Raw genomic sequence first — 19,986 nt, 5'->3', positions numbered from 1 at the left:
GCGAAGAAAATTGATGCAACTGAACTACTAAAGGGATTGCTATGCCAACAATCAACCAGCTCGTGCGTAAGGGCCGGAAACGGGTCGAAAAGAAAAAGGCCACGCCGGCTTTGAAAAGTGCACCTCAGAAAAGAGGTGTCTGTACCCGTGTGTATACTTCGACGCCCAAAAAACCCAACTCGGCCTTGCGTAAGGTCGCCAGGGTTCGTCTGACCACCGGTGTGGAGGTAACCGCCTATATCCCTGGAATCGGCCACAATCTGCAGGAGCACTCCGTCGTATTGGTCCGTGGCGGCCGGGTCAAGGATTTACCGGGTGTCCGCTATCACATCGTTCGCGGAACCCTGGATACTTTGGGCGTCGACGGGAGACGTCAGGGTCGATCCAAATACGGTGCCAAGCGGCCCAAATAGGCCGGGCGAGTTTTGAATTTTAACTGAAAATGGTGTGAGTTATGCCCAGAAGAAGAGAAGTGCCGGTGCGGGTCATTATTCCCGATGCCAAATACAACAGCAAGCTGGTTTCGAAATTCGTCGCCTCCATCATGCGCGACGGAAAGAAAAGTACCGCTGAAGGACTGTTGTACGGGGCTTTCGATATTATCAGCGAGAAAACCAATGAAGATCCGCTGAAGGTTTTCGAAAAAGCCCTGGAAAATGTCAAACCCATGATCGAGGTCAAATCCCGTCGTGTCGGTGGTTCTACTTATCAGGTGCCGACCGAAATCCGCCCTTCACGGCGGACAGCCCTTGGCATTCGCTGGGTGATCAGCTATGCGCGCGGACGTGGCGAAAAAGGCTTCGGTGCCAGACTGGCCGGTGAGTTGATGGATGCCGCCAATGGCCGCGGCGCATCGGTGAAAAAGCGAGAGGATACGCACAAGATGGCAGAAGCCAACAAGGCATTTGCCCACTACCGCTGGTAACGATTTACATCCATATATACTATTATCTGCACTAGGTTTTGAGCGCCACTCAGGTCCGCCAATTGCCTGACGATCAAAGCCTTTTGCCTTGTTGGGGTGATACTCCCCGTTAACAGGAGGGCCGGGAGATGGCGAAGGAAAAATTCGAGAGGACGAAGCCGCACGTAAACGTAGGGACCATCGGTCACATTGACCATGGCAAGACGACCCTGACGGCAGCGATCACGAAGTTGAGCGGGTTGAAGGGGATGGCGGATTTTATTCCGTTCGATCAGATCGACAAGGCGCCTGAAGAAAAAGAGCGCGGGATCACGATCGCCACGGCCCACGTGGAATACGAGACGGCCACTCGCCATTACGCGCATGTGGACTGCCCGGGCCATGCGGACTACATCAAGAACATGATCACCGGCGCCGCCCAGATGGACGGGGCGATCCTGGTGGTGGGCGCCGACGACGGCCCGATGCCGCAGACCCGCGAGCACATCCTGTTGGCCCGTCAGGTGGGTGTACCGCGCATCGTGGTTTTTTTAAACAAATGCGACATGGTGGACGACGAAGAGCTGATCGAGCTGGTGGAGCTGGAGCTTCGCGAGCTTCTGGACAAGTACGAGTTCCCTGGAGACGACACGCCGATCATCCGCGGCAGCGCGCTCAAGGCGCTGGAGAGCGATGATCCGGATTCGGAAGACGCCAAGTGCATTTTCGAGCTTCTGGATGCGATCGACAGTTATATTCCGGAGCCGGAGCGCGATGTGGACAAACCGTTCCTGATGCCGATCGAGGACGTGTTCAGCATTTCGGGTCGGGGAACGGTTGTGACCGGTCGTGTGGAGCGCGGGATCATCCATGTGGGCGACAACGTGGAGATTGTGGGTATCCGCGAGACGACCAAGACGGTGTGTACGGGCGTGGAGATGTTCCGCAAGCTGCTTGACGAAGGACAGGCGGGCGACAATATCGGCGTGCTGCTTCGCGGCACCAAGCGCGACGAGGTGGAGCGCGGGCAGGTGGTGAGTGCGCCTGGATCGATCACGCCGCACACGAAGTTCAAGGCCGAGGCGTACATTCTGAGCAAGGAAGAGGGCGGCCGGCATACGCCGTTTTTCAACGGATATCGTCCGCAATTTTATTTTCGGACGACGGACGTGACGGGCATATTGAATCTTCCGGAAGGCGTAGAGATGGTAATGCCCGGTGATAACGTTGCCATTACGGCCGAGTTGATCACGCCGATCGCCATGGAGAAAGAGCTTCGTTTTGCGATCCGCGAAGGCGGACGCACGGTGGGTGCCGGTGTCGTCAGCGAGATAATCGAATAAAAAGAGAGTCGATAACGATGATAATGAACTCCAAGATCAGGATCCGGCTTAAAGCCTACGATCATAAGCTTCTGGATCAATCGGCCAGTGATATTTTCGACACAGCTCGGAAGACCGGTGCCAAAGTTGTCGGCCCCATACCATTGCCGACGACCATCAACAAATACTGTGTCCTTCGATCTCCCCATGTGGATAAAAAATCCAGGGAGCAGTTCGAAATGCGGACCCATAAGCGGCTACTGGACATTCTTGAGCCGACCCAGCAGACCGTGGATGCGCTGATGAAGCTGGATTTGTCTCCTGGCGTCGATGTGGAGATCAAACTTTAACACGGGATACGAGAGATGTGTAAAGGACTGGTAGGAAAAAAACTGGGCATGACATCCATGTTCGGGGACAACGGGCAATACATCCCTGTTACCGTTTTGCAGGTTGGCCCTTGCGTGGTCACCCAGATCAAGAAAGACGAGACCGACGGATATAAAGCCCTCCAGTTGGGATTCGGATCTAAAAAAGAAAAGAACACCAACAAGCCGCTTAAAGGCCATTTCAAGAAAGCCGGCGACACCTGCTTCGAAACGCTCAAGGAAGTGGGTGTGGATAATCCGGAAGACTACACCTTGGGTCAGCCCATCGGCCCTGAAATTTTCGCAATCGGCGAGAAGGTCAATGTCACCGGAACCACCAAGGGGCGGGGTTTCTCCGGGGTCATGAAGCGGCATGGCTTCAACGGCGGGCGGATGACCCACGGCTCCCATAGCAAACGGACGCCCGGTTCCATCGGCTGCAGCGCCTGGCCTGCAAAGGTCATCCGGGGAAAGCGGATGCCCGGACACTACGGGGTAGACACCAAGACGGTCAGAAATCTGGAAATCGTAGATATTCGTCCCGAAGAGAATCTTATACTCCTTAAAGGCCCCCTTCCCGGGAGCCGTTCGGGCATCGTAACGATAAACAAGATCCTGTTTGCCTAGCGCGGGATCTTCAGGCCACAGCAATGGTGACAGGATTTTTCTCCTTCCACCCATGTGTTGGCAAAAGGCCAGTTAACGAGGAACATTATGGCTGTTGTGGATGTAATAAATGTAGATGGAGATGTCGTCTCGCAAGCCGAGTTGAATGATGCAATCTTCAACGTTCCGGTAAAAAAGAGCGTGCTGCACCAGGTTGTCACGGCTCAGCTAAATGCCAGACGGGCGGGTACGGCATCGGTGAAGCGACGCTCAGATGTCAAGGGAAGCCGACACAAGCTTTACCGGCAAAAGGGCACCGGTCGTGCCCGTAAGGGTGACATCAAGTCTCCGGTCCTTCGTGGAGGGGGCGTCGTATTCGGGCCCGATCCCCGGGACTATTCGAAAAAGGTTTCCAAAAAAGTCCGCAAGCTGGCGTTGAAAATGGCGTTGACGAGCAAGGTTCAGGAACAGCAGCTGGTTGTAGTGGATCGGTTCGAACTGGAAGAAATCAAGACCAAGGTTTTCGCCGGAATCGTCAAAGGGCTAAATGCGGAAAAAGCGCTGATTGTAACCGGTGAGAAAAACGAACGGCTGGAAATGTCCTCCCGCAACGTTCCCGGCGTAAAGGTCCTTCGGACACAGGGCCTGAATGTCTATGATATCCTGAAATACCCCAAGCTGGTACTTGTTCAGCCGGCGATCGAAGGGATAGAGGGGAGGCTGGCCTGATGAATCAGTACGATATCATTAAAAGACCCGTTATCACCGAAAAGACCAATATCCAGAAAGAGGAAAGCAATCAGATCTCCTTCGAGGTGGATCGCAGCGCCAATCGTGTCGAGATTGCCCGGGCCGTTGAGAAAATATTCAATGTCAGGGTGGCCAAGACGCGCACCATGCATATCAGAGGCAAAATCAAGCGACGCGGTCGGATTCTTGGGAAACGCAAGGACTGGAAGAAAGCCATTGTGACCCTGATGCCCGGTGAACGTATTGATTTCTTCGAAGGTGTTTAGACACCAGGAGGTTAACGATGGCAGTAAAAAAAGTGAAACCGACCAGTCCGGGGCGCCGCTTCCAGAATTATCCCGGATTTGAAGAAATTACCGAAACGACTCCCGAAAAAAGTCTGCTTCGGATTCTTAAAAAGACTGGTGGCCGCAATGCCAACGGGCGCGTTACCAGTCGGCGCCGCGGTGGTGGACACAAACGCTACTACCGTATCATCGATTTTAAACGTGACAAAGACGGCGTACCGGCGAAGGTCGCAACCATCGAGTACGACCCCAACCGCTCTGCCCGCATCGCCCTGCTGTACTATGCCGACGGAGAAAAGCGGTACATTATCGCCCCGCTTAAACTTTCCGTGGGCGATACCGTGATGTCTGGACCGGATGCGGACATTCAGCCCGGAAACACCCTGCCATTGGCCAACATTCCGCTGGGTACGCACATTCACAACATCGAGTTGCGCATCGGCAAGGGCGGGCAAATTGTCCGCAGCGCAGGAACCTTTGCCCAACTGATGGCTAAAGAGGACCGCTACGCGCTGGTCAAACTACCGTCGGGAGAGGTTCGAATGGTTCTGCTCAATTGCAAGGCTACCGTCGGGCAGTTGGGCAATGTCACTCATGAGAACGTATCGCTTGGTAAAGCGGGACGCAATCGCTGGAAAGGGCGCCGACCCAAGGTTCGTGGCGTGGCCATGAACCCGGTGGACCATCCCATGGGCGGCGGCGAAGGGCGTTCGTCCGGCGGAAGGCACCCCTGCTCGCCTTGGGGTGTGCCAACCAAAGGCTACCGCACCCGCAAAAATAAACGTACCGATCGCTTCATCGTCAAACGGCGAACGAAATAGCGCAACCCTTTTCGAGCGGATCGATAATTGCAGACCGCTCGGCCTGAAACGGCAATTCAGCAGGAGAAATCATGCCACGTTCGTTAAAAAAAGGTCCTTATATCGAAGAGAAATTATTAAGGAAAGTGAACGAAGCCCAGGGCTCCCGCAGCAACCAGGTCATCAAAACCTGGTCGCGTCGCTCGACCATCCTGCCGGAAATGGTCGGCCTTACCCTGGCAGTGCATAACGGCAGGAAGTTTTTACCCGTTTTCGTCACGGAAAACATGGTTGGACACAAACTGGGTGAATTCTCTCCGACGCGGACCTACTATGGACATGCAGCGGATAGGAAATCCAAGGTTAAACGATAGAAAAGGAAGGCCCTAAATGGAGGTCAGAGCTACACAACGATATGTGCGCATATCTCCTCAGAAAGTGAGGATGATCGTCGATGCCATCAAAGGGAAACCCGCGGAGACGGCTATTAACGCACTGAAATTCATGCCGCAGAAATCCGCTGGCATCGTCGAAAAAATCGTTCGATCCGCTGTTGCTAACGCAGACCAGAACACCAGTATTGACGTGGACGATCTGATTGTCAGCAATTTGATCGTCGATCAGGGGCCCTCCATGAAGCGCTTTAAAGCGAGGGCCAGGGGCAGAGGGGCGCGGATACTTAAAAAGACCGCTCATATTACCGTTGTGTTAGCAGAAGGTTCCGTACAGTAAGGAGGAATAGTTTGGGCCAGAAAGTCAACCCTATCTCACTGAGGCTGGGAATCGTAAAGACTTGGGAATCCCGGTGGTTTGCAGGCAAGAAATACTCGGATTACATCTTTGAGGACTACCAGATCAGAAAGTTCATCAAAGAAAAACTCCATCATGCCGGCGTAGCAAAAATCGAAATCGAGCGATCCACTCGGCGGGTTCGACTTCGGATCTTCACCGCCCGTCCCGGTATCGTCATCGGGAAAAAGGGTTCTGAGATCGAAAAGCTCAAAAAACAGCTCGAAGGCCGTGTGAGCCAGGAAGTTTTGATTGACATCCAGGAGGTAAGGAAACCGGAAGTGGATGCTCAGTTGGTTGCCGAAAACGTCGCCATGCAGATCGAACGACGCGTAGCCTTCAGAAGAGCCATGAAAAGAGGCGTTTCCTCTGCCATGCGCTTCGGGGCCCAAGGCGTCAAGATTATTTGTTCAGGCCGCCTTGGTGGAGCGGAAATGGCCCGTACCGAATGGTATCGCGAGGGCCGGGTTCCCTTGCACACCCTGCGTGCGGACATTGACTACGGTATCACCGAAGCCCGCACTACCTATGGAATCGTTGGAATCAAAGTATTCGTATTCCATGGGGAAATTCTTAAAAAAGACCAAGCCGAAATACGCGGTTAAGCTCGTGGGAGACAAGAAATGCTGAGCCCTAAAAAGGTCAAATATCGCAAAAGTCAGAAGGGAAGAATGAAGGGGGCCGCCTACAGGGGCAGCGACCTGAATTTCGGAGAGTTCGGACTGCAGGCCATTGATTGCGGAAAAATTTCCTCGAAGCAGATCGAGGCAGCGCGTATCGCTATGACCCGGCACGTCAAAAGGGGTGGTAAGATCTGGATTCGGATTTTTCCCGACAAACCTTATACCAAAAAACCTGCCGAAGTACGAATGGGTAAAGGAAAAGGCGCCCCGGAAGGCTGGGTGGCCGTAATCCGTCCCGGACGCGTATTGTACGAAATGACCGGAGTCAGCCGGGAGATGGCCATGGAGGCGTTGCGCCTTGCGGCCCACAAGCTGCCCGTAAAAACCCGGTTTGTGGAGAGGAGCGAGCTATAATGAAAGCCAGTGAAATCAGGGAACTCGGTACCGAAGAGATTCAGCAGAAGATCTCCGAGTTGAAAGAAACCCTGTTCAATCTGCGGTTTCAGCATGAAGTCGGGCAACTGGAAAATCCGAAAAAGATCGGGGAGACCAAAAAGGATATTGCCCGGCTGAGAACTGTGCTGAACGCCAAAAACCAACCCCAAGAAGAAGACTAAGATACGGTCATGAAAACTCGCGGAATAAAAAGACAACTTATTGGTACCGTGGTTAGCGACAAAATGGACAAAACCGCCGTGGTTCAGGTGGAGCGGCTGGTCAAGCATCCGCTGTACAAGAAATATATTCGTCGCCGCAACAAATTTGCCGCCCATGACAAGGAAAACATCTGCAACATCGGAGACCGGGTGATGATTACCGAGTCCAGACCGATCAGCAAGCTTAAGCGGTGGCGTGTTACCGAGATTATCGAAAAAGCCGTATAGCCATAAAGGACGAGAAACATGATTCAGGCCGAAACAAAACTGACGGTGGCGGACAACTCGGGTGCGCGTGCGGTATATTGCATCAAAGTTCTGGGGGGCTCCAAAAGACGGTATGCCGGCATTGGAGACATCATCGTCGTTACCGTAAAAGAAGCCATACCCAATGCCAAAGTCAAAAAGGGCGACGTTCTGCGGGCCGTCGTGGTCCGGACCAAGAAAGAAATCCGGCGGCCCGATGGGTCCTACATCCGTTTTGACGACAACTCCGCCGTGTTGATCAATAACCAGCGTGAACCTCTGGGTACCCGTATTTTCGGTCCCGTGGCCCGCGAACTGCGCGCCAAACGATTTATGAAAATCGTGTCACTGGCACCCGAGGTGCTGTAATACCAGGCCCGCTCTGTGGAGAAAAGAAATGATCAGAGATTCTATCCCAATCAAAAAAGATGACAAGGTGAAGATCATCGCCGGTAAAGATAAAGGCAAGGTCGGCAAGGTTCTAAAGGTCATCAAAAAGAAAAATCGTCTCCTCGTCGAGAATATCAATATCGTGAAGCGACATACGAAGCCCAATGCCCAGAACCGGCAGGGTGGGATACTCGAGAGCGAAGCCCCGATTCACTGGTCCAACGTTATGCTGATGTGCAATAAATGCATTGAGCCCGTAAGGGTAAAAAAGAAAACCCTGGACGATGGCAAAACGGTGCGCATCTGCACGAAATGCAGTGAAATCATAGATGCCTAAGGACGGATACGTACAAGGCTCTCAAAGAGGAATACCATGTCACAACTGAAAGCATACTACCACGAAACGGTGGTGCCTAAGCTAAAAGAAAAGTTCAATTATTCGAACCCGATGCAGGTGCCGAGGATCGAAAAGGTCGTGGTCAACATGGGATTGGGCGAAGCGATCCACAATATCAAGATTATCGATTCCGCTGTGGAAGAACTCAAGCAGATATCCGGGCAGCAGCCAGTGGTAACCAGAGCCAAGAAATCTATTGCGGCGTTTAAGCTCCGGGAGGGGATGCCCATCGGTTGCATGGTCACCCTGCGAAAGAACCGGATGTACGATTTTCTTAATAAGCTGATCAACATCGCGCTGCCCCGCGTCAGAGACTTTCGCGGGATTTCCGGCAAAGCCTTCGACGGCGCAGGAAACTATTCGCTTGGAATTAAGGAACAGTTGATTTTTCCTGAAATCGACTACGACAAAATCGATAAAATTAAAGGGTTAAACATCAGCATCGTCACGACGGCCAAAACCAACGACGAGGGAAAAGAACTCCTCAAACTTTTGGGGATGCCCTTTAAGAACTAATACAGCCCGGTGGTTACAAGGAGAAAGCATTGGCGAAGACATCACTCAGACAAAAGGCAAAACGGAAACCCAAGTTTAGTGTCAGGGCCTACAACCGGTGCCCCATTTGTGGAAGGCCGCGGGGCTTTATCAGGAAGTTTGGCATCTGCCGAATTTGCTTTCGTAACCTGGCTTCTCAGGGAAGACTCCCCGGGGTCGTAAAATCCAGTTGGTAATCACCAATTGATATCCGAATAACCAATCAGAATTAGGAAACAGTGATGAGCGATCCAATTGCCGATATGCTAACCCGTATCAGAAACGCAGGGAAGGCCAAACACAACAGTGTGGATATTCCCGGTTCAAAGATAAAAACGGAGATCGCCAAGGTTCTTAAAGAATCGGGCTATATCCGGAACTACAAGTTCATCGCCGATGACAAACAGGGCATTCTGCGCGTTTATCTCAAATATACGGCCGCCCAGAAGCACACCATTATCAATATCGAACGGCTCAGCAAGCCCAGCCGGCGGACCTATCTTAACGCGAAATCGGTCCTACCGGTGTACAACGGAATGGGCGTCGCCATCATGTCCACCTCGCAGGGTGTGATGACCGACAAAGCGGCCAGAGAGAGAAACATCGGCGGCGAGGTGCTGTGCACGGTGTGGTAGCCGTTATAAGCAGATGGCTGCCGCTGCCCCGTATCCTGAACCAACCCTGGCTTTTGACAGGATGTAAACAAGAGGTGCGTTAAATGTCGCGAGTAGGTAAAAAAGTTATCACGATCCCGGAAAAGACCAGCGTGGATTACAAAGATAGAGTTATCGTGGTCAAGGGAGAAAAAGGCACGTTGACGCGGACCCTTCACCCGGCGGTCGATCTGGAGATCAAGGACAATACGATTTTCGTGACCATCGAGCAGGAAGACCGTAAAAATCGCTCCCTGCAAGGGTTGACACGCAGCCTCGTGGCCAACATGGTCGATGGGGTCAGCAAAGGTTTCGAGCGTGTCCTGGAAATCAATGGAATCGGTTACAGAGCGGAAATGAAAGGCAAATCAATTGTCTTGAACCTCGGGTATTCTCATCCCATCGATTTCCCGCTTCCCGACGGCATCGATGCCACTGTAGACAAAAACAATGTGATCCGACTTACCGGTATCGACAAGGAACGCGTTGGACAGACTGCCGCTTCGATCAGAAAGCTTCGAAAACCTGAGCCTTACAAGGGCAAAGGGGTTAAATACGCCGAAGAGTATATCCAGCGAAAAGCGGGTAAGACCGGTACCAAATAGCATCTGCCGACGAGGTCCGGCTCCTTTTGTGGGGCGGGTCGAACTATAGCGTCCGTTAAAGGAATGGAAAATGGGCTCAACAATCGAAAAGAAAAAGATTTGGCTGAAACGTAAAAAGAGAGTAAGCAAGAAAATTGTAAGTACCGTCGACAGGCCCAGACTCAGCGTCTTTCGAAGCACCAAACACATTTATGGCCAGGTTATCGACGACACCACCGGTAGAACCATCGTGGCTGCATGCAGCAACGAAAAGGCGGTTAAAGATCAGCCAAAGTTCGAAAGTAAAGTCGCTCAGGCGGTTTTTACCGGAAAACTGCTTGCCCAGCGGGCCTTGGACAAAGGCGTTAAAAAAGTCGTTTTTGATCGCAACGGTTTCCTCTATCATGGACGCATCAAAGCCCTGTCCGATGGAGCCCGCGAAGCGGGGTTGGATTTTTAGATCATATCAGGTAAGGAGGCAGACCTTTGTTCAAGCAAGATACCGAAGAAAACCAACTGATCGATAAAGTCGTTCACATCAGCCGGGTCGCCAAAGTCGTCAAAGGCGGACGTCGGTTCAGCTTCAGTGCCATCGTCGTCGTCGGAGACGGCGAGGGCAGCGTCGGGTTCGGTCTCGGCAAAGCGGGTGAAGTTCCCGAAGCGATTCGGAAAGGGGTCGAAAAAGCCAAGAAAACGATGGTCAAGATTCCTCTAACCGAAGGAACCGTGCCCTTCAAGGTGGTCGGAAAATACGGAGCCGGGCGCGTGATGCTCAAGCCCGCCTCGGAAGGTACCGGCGTCATCGCCGGCGGTGCCGTTCGCGCTGTTCTTGAAGCTGTGGGGGTGCAGAACATTCTCACCAAGTGCATGGGAACAAACAATCCCCACAACGTGGTAAAGGCCACTATTGACGGTCTTAAACAACTGGAGAGTATCGAATCCGTCGCCGCACGGCGGGGACTTCAGGTCCAGGATATAAGATAAGGAATTCGAACGATGAGCGGTATGCTGAAAATCACGTTGGTAAAAAGCATGATTGGACGGCCCGAAAAACACCGCAAGGTTCTTCGGGGAATGGGGTTGACCAAAGTCAATCGCACCGTCGAACTGCAAAATACCCCTTCCGTCCAGGGAATGGTGGCAAAGGTATCCCACTTGGTGGTTGCCGAGGAGAAATAATCGATGAGACTCAACGAGTTGGCGCCCGAAAAGGGTCAGCGGAAAAATAGAAAGCGAGTGGGTCGTGGAGTGGCCTCGGGTTCCGGAAAGACCGCGGGACGTGGAAACAAAGGACAGAACTGCCGCTCCGGCGGCGGTGTGCGTCCCGGCTACGAAGGCGGCCAGATGCCCATTCATCGACGGTTGCCCAAACGCGGGTTCAAGAACCCTTTCAAAAAGGTTTTTTCCATCGTTAATGTTCAGGATTTGAATCGCTTCGAAGCGGATTCGATCATCGATGAAGTCGCTTTTATCAAAAGCGGTCTCGTCAAGGGTGACCGCGATGGTATTAAAATCCTCGGTAAGGGGGACGTTCAGATTCCCGTTACGGTTCGGATCAACAAAGTCAGCGAAAGCGCCAGGCAGAAAATAGAAGCGGCCGGCGGAAAGATTGAGGTCATCTGATTATGGTTGGCAGCGGATTCGGAAACATCTTCAAGATTCCCGAACTTAAAAAACGCATCCTGTATACACTGGCGCTGCTCTTTGTATACCGGATCGGCGTCCACGTACCGACGCCGGGAATCGATACCGTCGCTCTGGCCTCTTTTTTCGCCAAAATGGAAGGCACCATCTTTGGTATCTTCAATATGTTTTCCGGTGGCGCTTTAGAGCAACTTTCCGTGTTCGCACTGGGCATTATGCCGTACATCAGCGCTTCCATCATTCTGCAATTGCTGACTGTGGTCATTCCCCACCTTGAGCGCCTGAAAAACGAGGGCGAACAGGGACGCAAGAAAATAACCCAGTATACTCGCTACGGCACCGTCATCCTGAGTATCATCCAGGGCTTCGGTATCAGCGTGGGCCTGGAGAGCATGACCTCGCCCGGCGGAGCACCCATCGTGCTGGCACCCGGTTGGGGATTCCGGCTGATGACGGTCCTCACCCTGACCGCCGGAACCGCTTTTATTATGTGGTTGGGAGAGCAAATCACCGAACGTGGGATCGGCAATGGCATCTCGCTGATCATTTTCGCCGGCATTGTCGCACGCATGCCGTCGGCAATCATGAATACCTTCCGGTTGCTTTCCACCGGAGAGATGAATATCTTCGCGCTGGTCGTGCTGGGCTTACTCATGGTGGCGGTGGTTGGTTTCATTATTTTTGTTGAGCAGGGACAACGGCGAATACCCGTTCAATATGCCAAACGGGTGGTTGGAAGGCGCATGTACGGTGGGCAAAGTACACATCTGCCGCTCAAAATCAACACATCCGGCGTGATTCCGCCGATTTTTGCTTCTTCCATCATCATGTTTCCTGCGACAATCGCCAGTTTTATCACTATCCCCTGGATGAAGAGCATCGCCGACGCGATGCGTCCGGGCAATCCTTTCTACGAGTTGCTGTATGTCGCTTTTATATTCTTTTTCTGTTACTTTTATACGGCGGTGACTTTCAACCCGGTGGATGTCGCCGACAACATGAAAAAGAACGGTGGGTACATTCCTGGAATTCGGCCGGGAAAAAGGACTGCCGATTACATCGACCGTGTGCTGACGAGGATTACCCTGGGTGGTGCCATCTATGTATCCGCAGTTTGTGTGTTGCCCTCGATTCTGATTACCCGATTCAACGTTCCGTTCTATTTCGGGGGAACGGCGTTGCTGATTGTAGTGGGTGTGGCGATTGATACGGTGGCACAGATGGAATCGCACATGCTTACCCGTCATTATGAGGGTTTTTTGAAAAAAGGCGGCATCCGGGGAAGGCGATAGAAGAGAAGAACGTTGTTGCTCTCAAGGAGGGAATGGGAGCAATGCAACAGTTTCAGACTTTACAGTGATCAACGCGGGAGATTCGAATGCCAAAGGAAGAGGCCATCAAAGTCGAAGGTATCGTTCTGGAGACGCTGCCAAACGCGATGTTCAAGGTCGAACTTGAAAACAAACACCAGGTTTTGGCCCATATCTCCGGTAAAATGAGGATGCACTTCATCAAAATTTTGCCAGGAGACAAGGTTACGGTGGAGCTATCCCCTTACGATCTGTCACGCGGCCGCATCACTTATCGATCAAAGTAGCCGGTACCAACCGTACTGTGGCATAGGGTCTCCGAATAATTAGAAAAACCTTTGCCACACCACATAAAGGAGTCAACAAATGAAGGTCAGGGCATCCGTCAGGAAGATTTGCAGCAAATGCAAAATCATCAAGCGAAAAGGAACAGTACGGGTTATCTGTGAGAACAAAAGACACAAACAGAGGCAAGGTTAGAGGAGGTTGAGCTTTGGCTAGAATCGCTGGTGTAGACTTACCTAGACGCAAACGGATAGAAATCGGTCTGACCTATATATACGGTATTGGAAGAACAAGCTCCAATCGGATCCTTGAAAAACTCAAAATCGATCCCAATACCAACACAGACGATCTTTCCGAAGCTGAGATCAACAGCATTCGCAAAGTGATCGACAGCGAATTCAAGGTGGAAGGGGAGCTTCGTACCGAAGTTTCCATGAACATCAAAAGGCTCATGGACCTGGGCTGTTACCGTGGACTTCGACACCGGAGATCCTTGCCCGTGCACGGGCAGCGGACCAGCACCAATGCCAGGACTAGAAAAGGGCCCAAACGGTCTGCGATCAAGAAAAAAGGCGCCGCTAAAAAGTAATTATCATTTGACGGGAACAGTTAAATGCCGAGAAAAAGCAAGACGAAAAAAAAGGAAAGAAAGAACATCTCCAGCGGAGTTGTTCATATCCAGTCTACTTTCAACAATACCATCGTTACCATTACTGACGCCATGGGAAACGTCGTTTCCTGGTCAAGTGCAGGTATTCACGGTTTTAAGGGATCGCGAAAAAGCACTCCCTTTGCGGCTCAGCTAACCGCTGAAGATGCAGCCAAAAAGGCCATGGAGCACGGAATGAAAAGCGTCGAAGTGTACGTAAAAGGGCCGGGAGCCGGTCGAGAATCTGCACTTCGCGCCCTCCAAGCCGCGGGCTTCAACGTCGTAATGATTAAGGATGTAACCCCCATTCCCCACAACGGTTGCCGGCCACCCAAAAGAAGACGGGTGTAACCGCGGACCGTCCGGGCGATTACCATCGATACGCCATGAACCGGTCTGATTCAAAAGGAGGACGAATTGGCACGATATAGAGGATCCGTCTGCAGGATATGCCGACGTGAGAATATGAAATTGTTTTTGAAGGGGGACCGCTGTTACTCCGACAAATGCGCATTTGACCGCAGGGGCTACGCTCCTGGAGAACATGGGCAGCGTCGGCGCGGTAAACCGTCTGATTACGGCATTCAGCTCCGTGAAAAACAGAAGGTAAAAAATACTTACGGACTTTCCGAAAAGCAGTTCCGGTTGACCTTCAAGAAAGCTGACCGGCAAAAGGGTATTACCGGTACCAACCTGCTTGTTCTTCTGGAGCGGCGTTTGGACAACGTGGTTTACCGGTTGGGTTTCGCCAATTCGCGGACCCAGGGGAGACACTTTGTCCGTCACAACCATTTTCTGGTCAACGGAAAACGTGTCAACATCCCTTCGTACCTGGTCAGTATCGGCGATACCATAGAAGTGACCGAGAAAAGCAAGAAGGTACAGGCAATCGTGGACTCGCTGGATGCAGTGATCAGAAGAGGGCTTCCTCCGTGGATTGCTGTCGAAAAAGAGAAGTTTAAAGGAGAAGTAAAAAACTTTCCGGTTCGCGAAGACCTTACCTTGCCGATGCAGGAGCAGCTAATTGTCGAACTCTACTCCAAATAATGCGTAGCATGGGACCGCATAAAGCGCTGTGGTCCTGAATGCTGAACTGCATTGGTTTAAAAATTCCCTTCTGGAGAAAACGTGATGTCTAAAAACGAACTTATGTACATGAACTGGCGTGAGATGATCAAGTCGGACAAAGTTCGCGTTAGCAGTACCGAGGCATACGGCAAGTTTGTATGCGAGCCACTGGAAAGGGGCTTCGGTATCACCCTTGGAAATTCTTTGCGAAGAACGATCCTCTCTTCATTGTATGGCGCGGCCATCGTCTCTGTCCGGTTCGATTCCGTTGAGCATGAGTTCAGTGTCATTCCCGGTGCGCTTGAGGATGTGTCGGAGATTATTTTGAACCTCAAAGAGGTTCGATTGAAGATGGACGACGCCACACCGCGCACAATCCGCTTAGAATCGTCTGGTGAAGGACCCGTCAGCGCCGGTGCCATTACCAGTGACGATGGGCATGTGGAGGTGTTGAATCCTGATCAGCATATCGCCACCCTGACCGGCGAAGGCGACTTGAACATGACCATGGTTGTGAAAGTGGGCAAGGGATACTCGCTGGCGGAGGCCAACAAGGACGAGGATGCACCCATCGGAACGATACCCATTGATGCGGTGTTTTCGCCGATCAAACGCGTCAACTACGTAGTGGGAAATGCCCGCGTCGGCCAGCGCACGGATTACGACAAGCTGACCCTGGAAGTTTGGACAGACGGGAGCGTGACTCCCGAAGACGCTGTTGCCTATGGTTCGAAAATTCTCAAGGAACAACTGAGCATTTTCATCAATTTCGATGAAGATGCCGAACCACAGTCTACCGACAGTGACGAGGATCAGGAAAAGCCCTCTTTTAACGACAATCTGTACCGCAGCGTTGAGGAACTTGAGCTTTCCGTTAGAAGCGCCAATTGTCTAAAAAATGCCGAAATCCTGAAAATTTACCAACTTGTACAAAAAACTGAAACCGAAATGCTCAAAACCAAGAACTTCGGTCGAAAATCGCTAAATGAAATCAAGGAAGTCCTGTCCGAGATGGGGCTCTCGCTGGGGATGAAGCTCGATAATTTTGTCCCGCCTGAAGAATCAGTCGAAGAAGGGGAGTAAAGGTTCCAATGAGACATAGAAAAAGCGGTGTCAAACTCAATCGTACCACCAGTCACCGGCAGGCGATGTTTCGCAACATGGTGACTTCCTTGTTTAAACATGATCGCATTAAGACAACCGATGCAAAGGCAAAAGAGCTTCGCAGATGGGCCGATCACATCGTGACGCTCGCCAAACGAGGCGATCTACACGCGCGACGTCTGGCCATGTCCATCGTTCGTGAAAAAGACGTGGTCCATAAGCTTTTCGAAGAAGCCTCCGAACGGTTCGGAACCTTTAACGGCGGGTATACCCGGATGATAAAAATTGGTCGGCGTCCCGGGGATACCGCCGCCATGACGCTGGTTGAGCTGGTTCGTTCGGATGGTGCCAAACCGGCCAAGAAGAAAAAAACCAAAAAGAAAGCGGACACATCGGTTGAAGTCCAACCCTCCGCTCCGGTTGGTGCCACTGACGACCAACCGAAAGAAGAGGAAGTTCAGGCCGAAGCCTCTATCCCGGTCGAAGATGTTCCTGCTGAAACGGAAGAGGCAGAAGTTGCCGCCCCCCCCGCCGATTCGAAGCAAGACGATAGCGCTGAGAAAATTGAATCGGAAGATACCAAAAAAGATCCCGAGCCTTCCGACGCCGAAAAATAAAAGATTTTTTTGTCTGTTCTTTAAGGGCTCTGCTGTTTCAGCAGGGCCTTTTTTTTTGCGCTCTTCCCCAGCCTTGCTGATGCCCCAGGCCTGTTTCTATTTTATCCTTTGACTTTTCAATATTGTTTCTATAAAAAAGAACACTTACGTGCATACACACTCCACATCATATTATCGGCTTTCATTAGTTGAATGGCCTTTAAAAATTTTGCTTGACTTAAATTTTTAGTGGCTGTTAAGTAGCTGGTATGTAGCTTAACAAGGGGAGCTTTTTTCTTGGAACAGAGGGGAATCAAAGGAGGGGCCGGATGATTCGTAACAGAAAAATGGTAATTGGATGGGTGATTTTGGTGGTTATTGGATTGTGGTTCAGTCCCGTATTTGCAAAAAAACCGTCTTTGGATGCATGGAAACCCGATTTCGATCCATCCGGTGCAAAATACAAATGCATCGTCTCCAATGTGTCCCATCCCGTAATTAAAGGCGTATATGCCGGATTTGCCATGCGCGACGAGCTGTGGAAACGTACCAATGGTCAGATTTATCTCGATTTTAAGCCGTTCTCTATGCTTGGCGGGGAAGTCGAAGTCCTCAATCAACTACAGATGGGGGCCATCCAGGGAATGGGCGTCAGTTCTGTGGCCGCCACCAACCTGGGGCCCCGCTTTGGGTTGATCAACCTGCCTTTTTTAATCAACTCGTTCGACAAACTGGACAAGTTTATCGGATCCGGAAAGTTGTTCGACCACTATATGATGGCCATGGATCACCAGGGCATTATGGGGCTGGACATTACCGGATACGGAAACTACGGTTGGGCGACCACCACGCCGGTTAGAAACATCCAGGAAGCCAAAAAGGTGAAATTCCGTACCGCCGAGGCTGCCGTAAACCAGCTTTTTTACAAAGAGTGCGGATTCAATCCGGTCGTCATGCCGTGGCCGGACGTGCCGGTCGCCTTAAAACAAGGGGTGATCACCGGTTTGGACCATACCCCCATGGTGTGCAACATCACCAAGAAATTCGAGGTTTGTAAATATTACACCTACCTGGATTATGCCCAGGGACTTTTTATCTGGATTTTTAACAAGGCCTGGGTTAACCAACTGCCCGCAGATCTGCAGACCACCTTCAAGGCGGTTGTACATGACGTTTGCGCCCAAATCCGTGAGCAAACCAAGATTCAGGAGGCGGTTGAGATTGCCAAAGCCTCCAAATCCGGAATTCTTTTTTACACGCTGCCTGAAGAGGATCTTGCCTGGATCAAGAGCAAAGGCAATGCCGCTCATGTTAAATACGCCGGCGAGATCAACAAACTCTATCCCGGTGATACCTACCGGCCGGCCAACTACTTGAAAGAGGTGCAGGATTTCATGGGATATACGGAATAGGCTCATCAATACATCTTGACAAAAGGGGGTTTCTAATGGTGAAACCCCCTTTTGTATAGTGAACGTCCGCACAAAAAACGGTTGCTCATTACACCATCGCTAACCGCTAGAAAAAGGCATTTCGATGACAGGCAAGGTTCTAAACAGATTGGACAAGATTCTGACCACCTTCGAAGATTGGACTCTTTTTGTCAGTGTCATGGTGGCGCTGGTGGCCTTATTTTTCAACGTGGTCCTTCGCTATGGGTTCAACTACACCCTTGCATGGTCGGAAGAACTGGTACGGGAGGTCATCATATACACCACATTTATCGGGTGCTGTTCGGCTGTGAAGAACCGCTCGATGATCAAAATCGATGCCTCGGTTCAGTTGCTTCCCAAACTGAAAGTGCCACTGACTTATTTCAGCAACCTCGTGATTCTTATTTTTTCAGTGATGATGATGGTTTACGGTTGGCAAATGGCCGCCTTACAGGCCCGGACGTTTCAAAAAACGCTGATTCTTCAGATCCCGCTGGTATATTTATACGCCATCCTGCCACTGACAGGCCTGTTGATGTTTATAAGAACCGCGCAGGTCATTTATCAGGATGCGACATCACCGCAGGCAGACGACTGATCCCTTTTTGAGGTCGCAGGAATAAAATAGCAAGGAGACGCACCTTTATGGAGTTGAGTGACATTATTATCCTGTTGATATTGCTGGGATGCATGGCTACCTACATTCCTGTTTTCATGTGTCTGTTTTTCACCGGCGTTCTCGGATTTCTTTTTTTCACTGACATCCCCCTGCTTCTCCTTTTTCAAACCATGTTCCGAAGTATGGACAATTTTGCTCTGGTGGTGGTGCTGTTTTTCATTCTATGCGGCAATATCATGACCGCCGGATCCATCGTCGAAAAATTGATCAAGGTGGCCAATGCGCTGGTCAGCTGGCTTCCAGGAGGACTGGGAATGGCCGGTGTGCTGGCCTGCGGACTGTTTGGCGCCATTTCCGGCTCCACGGTCGCCACGGTGGTGGCCCTGGGCGGATTTATGATCCCCGCCCTGCTGGACAATGGCTATCCCGAAAAATACACGCTGGGACTGATGACCACATCGCCCAACCTGGGCGTGATCATACCGCCCAGCATCGGTATGATCCTTTATTCCATGATCAGCAACGTCAGTTTGGAAGGGCTCTTTCTGACCGGATTCATCCCTGGCCTACTGATCATGGCGCTGGTATGTGTGTACTCGTTCTTCTTTTTCAAGAATAAAAAAGAGATCGTGCGCAAGCCGATCCCGTCATTTAAAGAGACGCTGGCGGTGTTCAAGGAAGGCTTCTGGTCTTTGATGCTGCCGGTCATCATTTTCGGCGGTATTTTCTCCGGCGTATTTACCGCCAACGAAGCCGCCGTGGTCGCCTGCGTATACGCCTTTATCGTGGAATTGTTCATCCACAAGTCGATGAAATTCAGTCAGGTAAAGCAAATCACCGTCAACTCGGCAGTCACCTCGGCCACCCTTTTGATTATCGTCGCCGGGGCCACCTGCTTCGGCCGCCTGCTGACCCTCGAGGATATTCCCGGCAGAATTACGGAAACCGTTTTGTCGGCCATTACCTCCCCGTTTGTTTTCCTGATCGCAATGAACATGCTGTTGCTGGTTGTAGGGATGTTCATGGACATCATTTCGGCCACCATGATATTGGGACCGGTATTTCTGCCCATGCTGGACGCTTTTGGCATTAGCTGGATGCATTTCGGGCTGGTGATGACCGTTAACCTGGCCATCGGATACTGTACACCGCCCATGGGGGTCAGCCTATATATCACCGGTGCCATCGCCAACCGGGATCTGATTTATGTATCCAAGGCGGTAGCGCCCTTTATCGCCATTCAGATTTTTGTTCTTTTGCTGATGACATTTTTCCCCCACGTCGTTCTGTGGCTGCCGAGGCTGATGGGATTTGTTTAAAAAGCATGATTTTCATGTTCAACCAGAGAAAGCCTTCGATATGGTATCGT

General features: G+C 51.4%; 35 protein-coding genes. All 35 read left to right on the top strand.

Annotated features, from left to right (window positions below):
* Positions 1-41 precede the first annotated feature (41 nt).
* The 35 genes from rpsL to GN111_RS11225 all read left to right on the top strand — a co-directional run bounded on the left by rpsL (position 42) and on the right by GN111_RS11225 (position 19,936).
* Complete coding sequence (rpsL, locus tag GN111_RS11395; RefSeq protein ID WP_155303872.1) at positions 42-413, top strand: 30S ribosomal protein S12; 372 nt, start codon at positions 42-44, stop codon at positions 411-413.
* A 41-nt stretch (positions 414-454) separates the two neighbouring features.
* On the top strand, positions 455-925 hold the full coding sequence (gene rpsG, locus GN111_RS11390) for a 30S ribosomal protein S7 (RefSeq protein WP_155303871.1): 471 nt from the start codon (positions 455-457) through the stop codon (positions 923-925).
* 128 nt (positions 926-1,053) lie between these two features.
* Positions 1,054-2,247: an elongation factor Tu gene (gene tuf / locus GN111_RS11385; protein WP_155303870.1), complete on the top strand. Its 1,194-nt coding sequence runs from the start codon at positions 1,054-1,056 to the stop codon at positions 2,245-2,247.
* 17 nt (positions 2,248-2,264) lie between these two features.
* Complete coding sequence (gene rpsJ, locus GN111_RS11380) at positions 2,265-2,576, top strand: 30S ribosomal protein S10 (RefSeq protein WP_435050932.1); 312 nt, start codon at positions 2,265-2,267, stop codon at positions 2,574-2,576.
* Between the two features lie 15 nt (positions 2,577-2,591).
* Positions 2,592-3,221: a 50S ribosomal protein L3 gene (gene rplC, locus GN111_RS11375; protein ID WP_155303869.1), complete on the top strand. Its 630-nt coding sequence runs from the start codon at positions 2,592-2,594 to the stop codon at positions 3,219-3,221.
* 87 nt (positions 3,222-3,308) lie between these two features.
* Positions 3,309-3,929: a 50S ribosomal protein L4 gene (gene rplD / locus GN111_RS11370; RefSeq protein ID WP_155303868.1), complete on the top strand. Its 621-nt coding sequence runs from the start codon at positions 3,309-3,311 to the stop codon at positions 3,927-3,929.
* Positions 3,929-4,216 (top strand): 50S ribosomal protein L23, encoded by a 288-nt coding sequence (gene rplW / locus GN111_RS11365; RefSeq protein ID WP_155303867.1) that lies wholly within the window; start codon positions 3,929-3,931, stop codon positions 4,214-4,216. Before rplD ends, rplW begins: the two co-directional genes overlap by 1 nt.
* A gap of 17 nt (positions 4,217-4,233) precedes the next feature.
* Positions 4,234-5,058, top strand: coding sequence for a 50S ribosomal protein L2 (gene rplB / locus GN111_RS11360; protein ID WP_155303866.1), 825 nt, complete (start codon positions 4,234-4,236; stop codon positions 5,056-5,058).
* 71 nt (positions 5,059-5,129) lie between these two features.
* Positions 5,130-5,411, top strand: coding sequence for a 30S ribosomal protein S19 (gene rpsS / locus GN111_RS11355; protein ID WP_155303865.1), 282 nt, complete (start codon positions 5,130-5,132; stop codon positions 5,409-5,411).
* Between the two features lie 16 nt (positions 5,412-5,427).
* Complete coding sequence (rplV, locus tag GN111_RS11350) at positions 5,428-5,769, top strand: 50S ribosomal protein L22 (RefSeq protein ID WP_155303864.1); 342 nt, start codon at positions 5,428-5,430, stop codon at positions 5,767-5,769.
* 11 nt (positions 5,770-5,780) lie between these two features.
* On the top strand, positions 5,781-6,431 hold the full coding sequence (gene rpsC / locus GN111_RS11345; protein ID WP_155303863.1) for a 30S ribosomal protein S3: 651 nt from the start codon (positions 5,781-5,783) through the stop codon (positions 6,429-6,431).
* 18 nt (positions 6,432-6,449) lie between these two features.
* A complete protein-coding gene (gene rplP / locus GN111_RS11340) occupies positions 6,450-6,863 on the top strand; it encodes a 50S ribosomal protein L16 (protein ID WP_155303862.1) in 414 nt (137 codons plus the stop codon).
* Complete coding sequence (gene rpmC, locus GN111_RS11335) at positions 6,863-7,066, top strand: 50S ribosomal protein L29 (protein WP_155303861.1); 204 nt, start codon at positions 6,863-6,865, stop codon at positions 7,064-7,066. Before rplP ends, rpmC begins: the two co-directional genes overlap by 1 nt.
* Positions 7,067-7,075: 9 nt before the next feature.
* Entirely contained in the window at positions 7,076-7,333 is a 258-nt protein-coding gene (rpsQ, locus tag GN111_RS11330) for a 30S ribosomal protein S17 (RefSeq protein ID WP_155303860.1), read from the top strand.
* Positions 7,334-7,351: 18 nt separating this feature from the next.
* Positions 7,352-7,720, top strand: a complete 369-nt coding sequence (rplN, locus tag GN111_RS11325; protein ID WP_155303859.1) for a 50S ribosomal protein L14 — start codon at positions 7,352-7,354, stop codon at positions 7,718-7,720.
* 28 nt (positions 7,721-7,748) lie between these two features.
* On the top strand, positions 7,749-8,078 hold the full coding sequence (gene rplX, locus GN111_RS11320; RefSeq protein WP_155303858.1) for a 50S ribosomal protein L24: 330 nt from the start codon (positions 7,749-7,751) through the stop codon (positions 8,076-8,078).
* Positions 8,079-8,114: 36 nt separating this feature from the next.
* On the top strand, positions 8,115-8,654 hold the full coding sequence (gene rplE / locus GN111_RS11315; RefSeq protein ID WP_155303857.1) for a 50S ribosomal protein L5: 540 nt from the start codon (positions 8,115-8,117) through the stop codon (positions 8,652-8,654).
* 29 nt (positions 8,655-8,683) lie between these two features.
* Positions 8,684-8,869, top strand: coding sequence for a type Z 30S ribosomal protein S14 (locus tag GN111_RS11310; RefSeq protein WP_155303856.1), 186 nt, complete (start codon positions 8,684-8,686; stop codon positions 8,867-8,869).
* A gap of 45 nt (positions 8,870-8,914) precedes the next feature.
* Entirely contained in the window at positions 8,915-9,307 is a 393-nt protein-coding gene (gene rpsH, locus GN111_RS11305) for a 30S ribosomal protein S8 (protein ID WP_155303855.1), read from the top strand.
* Between the two features lie 83 nt (positions 9,308-9,390).
* Entirely contained in the window at positions 9,391-9,930 is a 540-nt protein-coding gene (rplF, locus tag GN111_RS11300) for a 50S ribosomal protein L6 (protein ID WP_155303854.1), read from the top strand.
* A 70-nt stretch (positions 9,931-10,000) separates the two neighbouring features.
* Positions 10,001-10,369 (top strand): 50S ribosomal protein L18, encoded by a 369-nt coding sequence (gene rplR / locus GN111_RS11295; RefSeq protein ID WP_155303853.1) that lies wholly within the window; start codon positions 10,001-10,003, stop codon positions 10,367-10,369.
* Between the two features lie 26 nt (positions 10,370-10,395).
* Positions 10,396-10,893: a 30S ribosomal protein S5 gene (gene rpsE, locus GN111_RS11290; RefSeq protein WP_155303852.1), complete on the top strand. Its 498-nt coding sequence runs from the start codon at positions 10,396-10,398 to the stop codon at positions 10,891-10,893.
* 12 nt (positions 10,894-10,905) lie between these two features.
* The gene (gene rpmD / locus GN111_RS11285) at positions 10,906-11,088 is read left to right on the top strand and encodes a 50S ribosomal protein L30 (RefSeq protein WP_155303851.1); all 183 of its coding nucleotides are present in this window, start codon (positions 10,906-10,908) and stop codon (positions 11,086-11,088) included.
* Positions 11,089-11,091: 3 nt separating this feature from the next.
* On the top strand, positions 11,092-11,532 hold the full coding sequence (gene rplO, locus GN111_RS11280; RefSeq protein WP_155303850.1) for a 50S ribosomal protein L15: 441 nt from the start codon (positions 11,092-11,094) through the stop codon (positions 11,530-11,532).
* A gap of 2 nt (positions 11,533-11,534) precedes the next feature.
* Positions 11,535-12,845 carry a preprotein translocase subunit SecY gene (gene secY / locus GN111_RS11275; protein ID WP_155303849.1) on the top strand — a complete coding sequence of 437 codons (1,311 nt, stop codon included), beginning with the start codon at positions 11,535-11,537 and terminating at the stop codon, positions 12,843-12,845.
* 86 nt (positions 12,846-12,931) lie between these two features.
* Positions 12,932-13,150 carry a translation initiation factor IF-1 gene (gene infA, locus GN111_RS11270; RefSeq protein WP_155303848.1) on the top strand — a complete coding sequence of 73 codons (219 nt, stop codon included), beginning with the start codon at positions 12,932-12,934 and terminating at the stop codon, positions 13,148-13,150.
* Positions 13,151-13,229: 79 nt separating this feature from the next.
* A complete protein-coding gene (gene rpmJ / locus GN111_RS11265; RefSeq protein WP_083456323.1) occupies positions 13,230-13,343 on the top strand; it encodes a 50S ribosomal protein L36 in 114 nt (37 codons plus the stop codon).
* Positions 13,344-13,356: 13 nt separating this feature from the next.
* Positions 13,357-13,737, top strand: coding sequence for a 30S ribosomal protein S13 (gene rpsM / locus GN111_RS11260; RefSeq protein WP_155303847.1), 381 nt, complete (start codon positions 13,357-13,359; stop codon positions 13,735-13,737).
* 24 nt (positions 13,738-13,761) lie between these two features.
* A complete protein-coding gene (rpsK, locus tag GN111_RS11255; RefSeq protein WP_155303846.1) occupies positions 13,762-14,148 on the top strand; it encodes a 30S ribosomal protein S11 in 387 nt (128 codons plus the stop codon).
* 66 nt (positions 14,149-14,214) lie between these two features.
* Positions 14,215-14,844 (top strand): 30S ribosomal protein S4, encoded by a 630-nt coding sequence (rpsD, locus tag GN111_RS11250; protein WP_155303845.1) that lies wholly within the window; start codon positions 14,215-14,217, stop codon positions 14,842-14,844.
* Positions 14,845-14,928: 84 nt separating this feature from the next.
* Positions 14,929-15,948, top strand: coding sequence for a DNA-directed RNA polymerase subunit alpha (locus tag GN111_RS11245; protein WP_155303844.1), 1,020 nt, complete (start codon positions 14,929-14,931; stop codon positions 15,946-15,948).
* Positions 15,949-15,956: 8 nt separating this feature from the next.
* Positions 15,957-16,586 (top strand): 50S ribosomal protein L17, encoded by a 630-nt coding sequence (gene rplQ / locus GN111_RS34590; protein WP_155303843.1) that lies wholly within the window; start codon positions 15,957-15,959, stop codon positions 16,584-16,586.
* Between the two features lie 308 nt (positions 16,587-16,894).
* Complete coding sequence (locus tag GN111_RS11235) at positions 16,895-17,977, top strand: TRAP transporter substrate-binding protein (RefSeq protein ID WP_155303842.1); 1,083 nt, start codon at positions 16,895-16,897, stop codon at positions 17,975-17,977.
* Positions 17,978-18,101: 124 nt separating this feature from the next.
* Positions 18,102-18,596: a TRAP transporter small permease gene (locus tag GN111_RS11230; RefSeq protein ID WP_155303841.1), complete on the top strand. Its 495-nt coding sequence runs from the start codon at positions 18,102-18,104 to the stop codon at positions 18,594-18,596.
* Between the two features lie 47 nt (positions 18,597-18,643).
* The gene (locus tag GN111_RS11225) at positions 18,644-19,936 is read left to right on the top strand and encodes a TRAP transporter large permease (protein ID WP_155303840.1); all 1,293 of its coding nucleotides are present in this window, start codon (positions 18,644-18,646) and stop codon (positions 19,934-19,936) included.
* Positions 19,937-19,986: the final 50 nt, after the last annotated feature.

Source organism: Desulfosarcina widdelii (assembly GCF_009688965.1).
Classification (GTDB): Bacteria; Desulfobacterota; Desulfobacteria; order Desulfobacterales; family Desulfosarcinaceae; genus Desulfosarcina; species Desulfosarcina widdelii.
The sequence above is the reverse complement of the archived record's forward strand: the minus strand, read 5'-3'. Positions and strand labels throughout refer to the sequence as shown.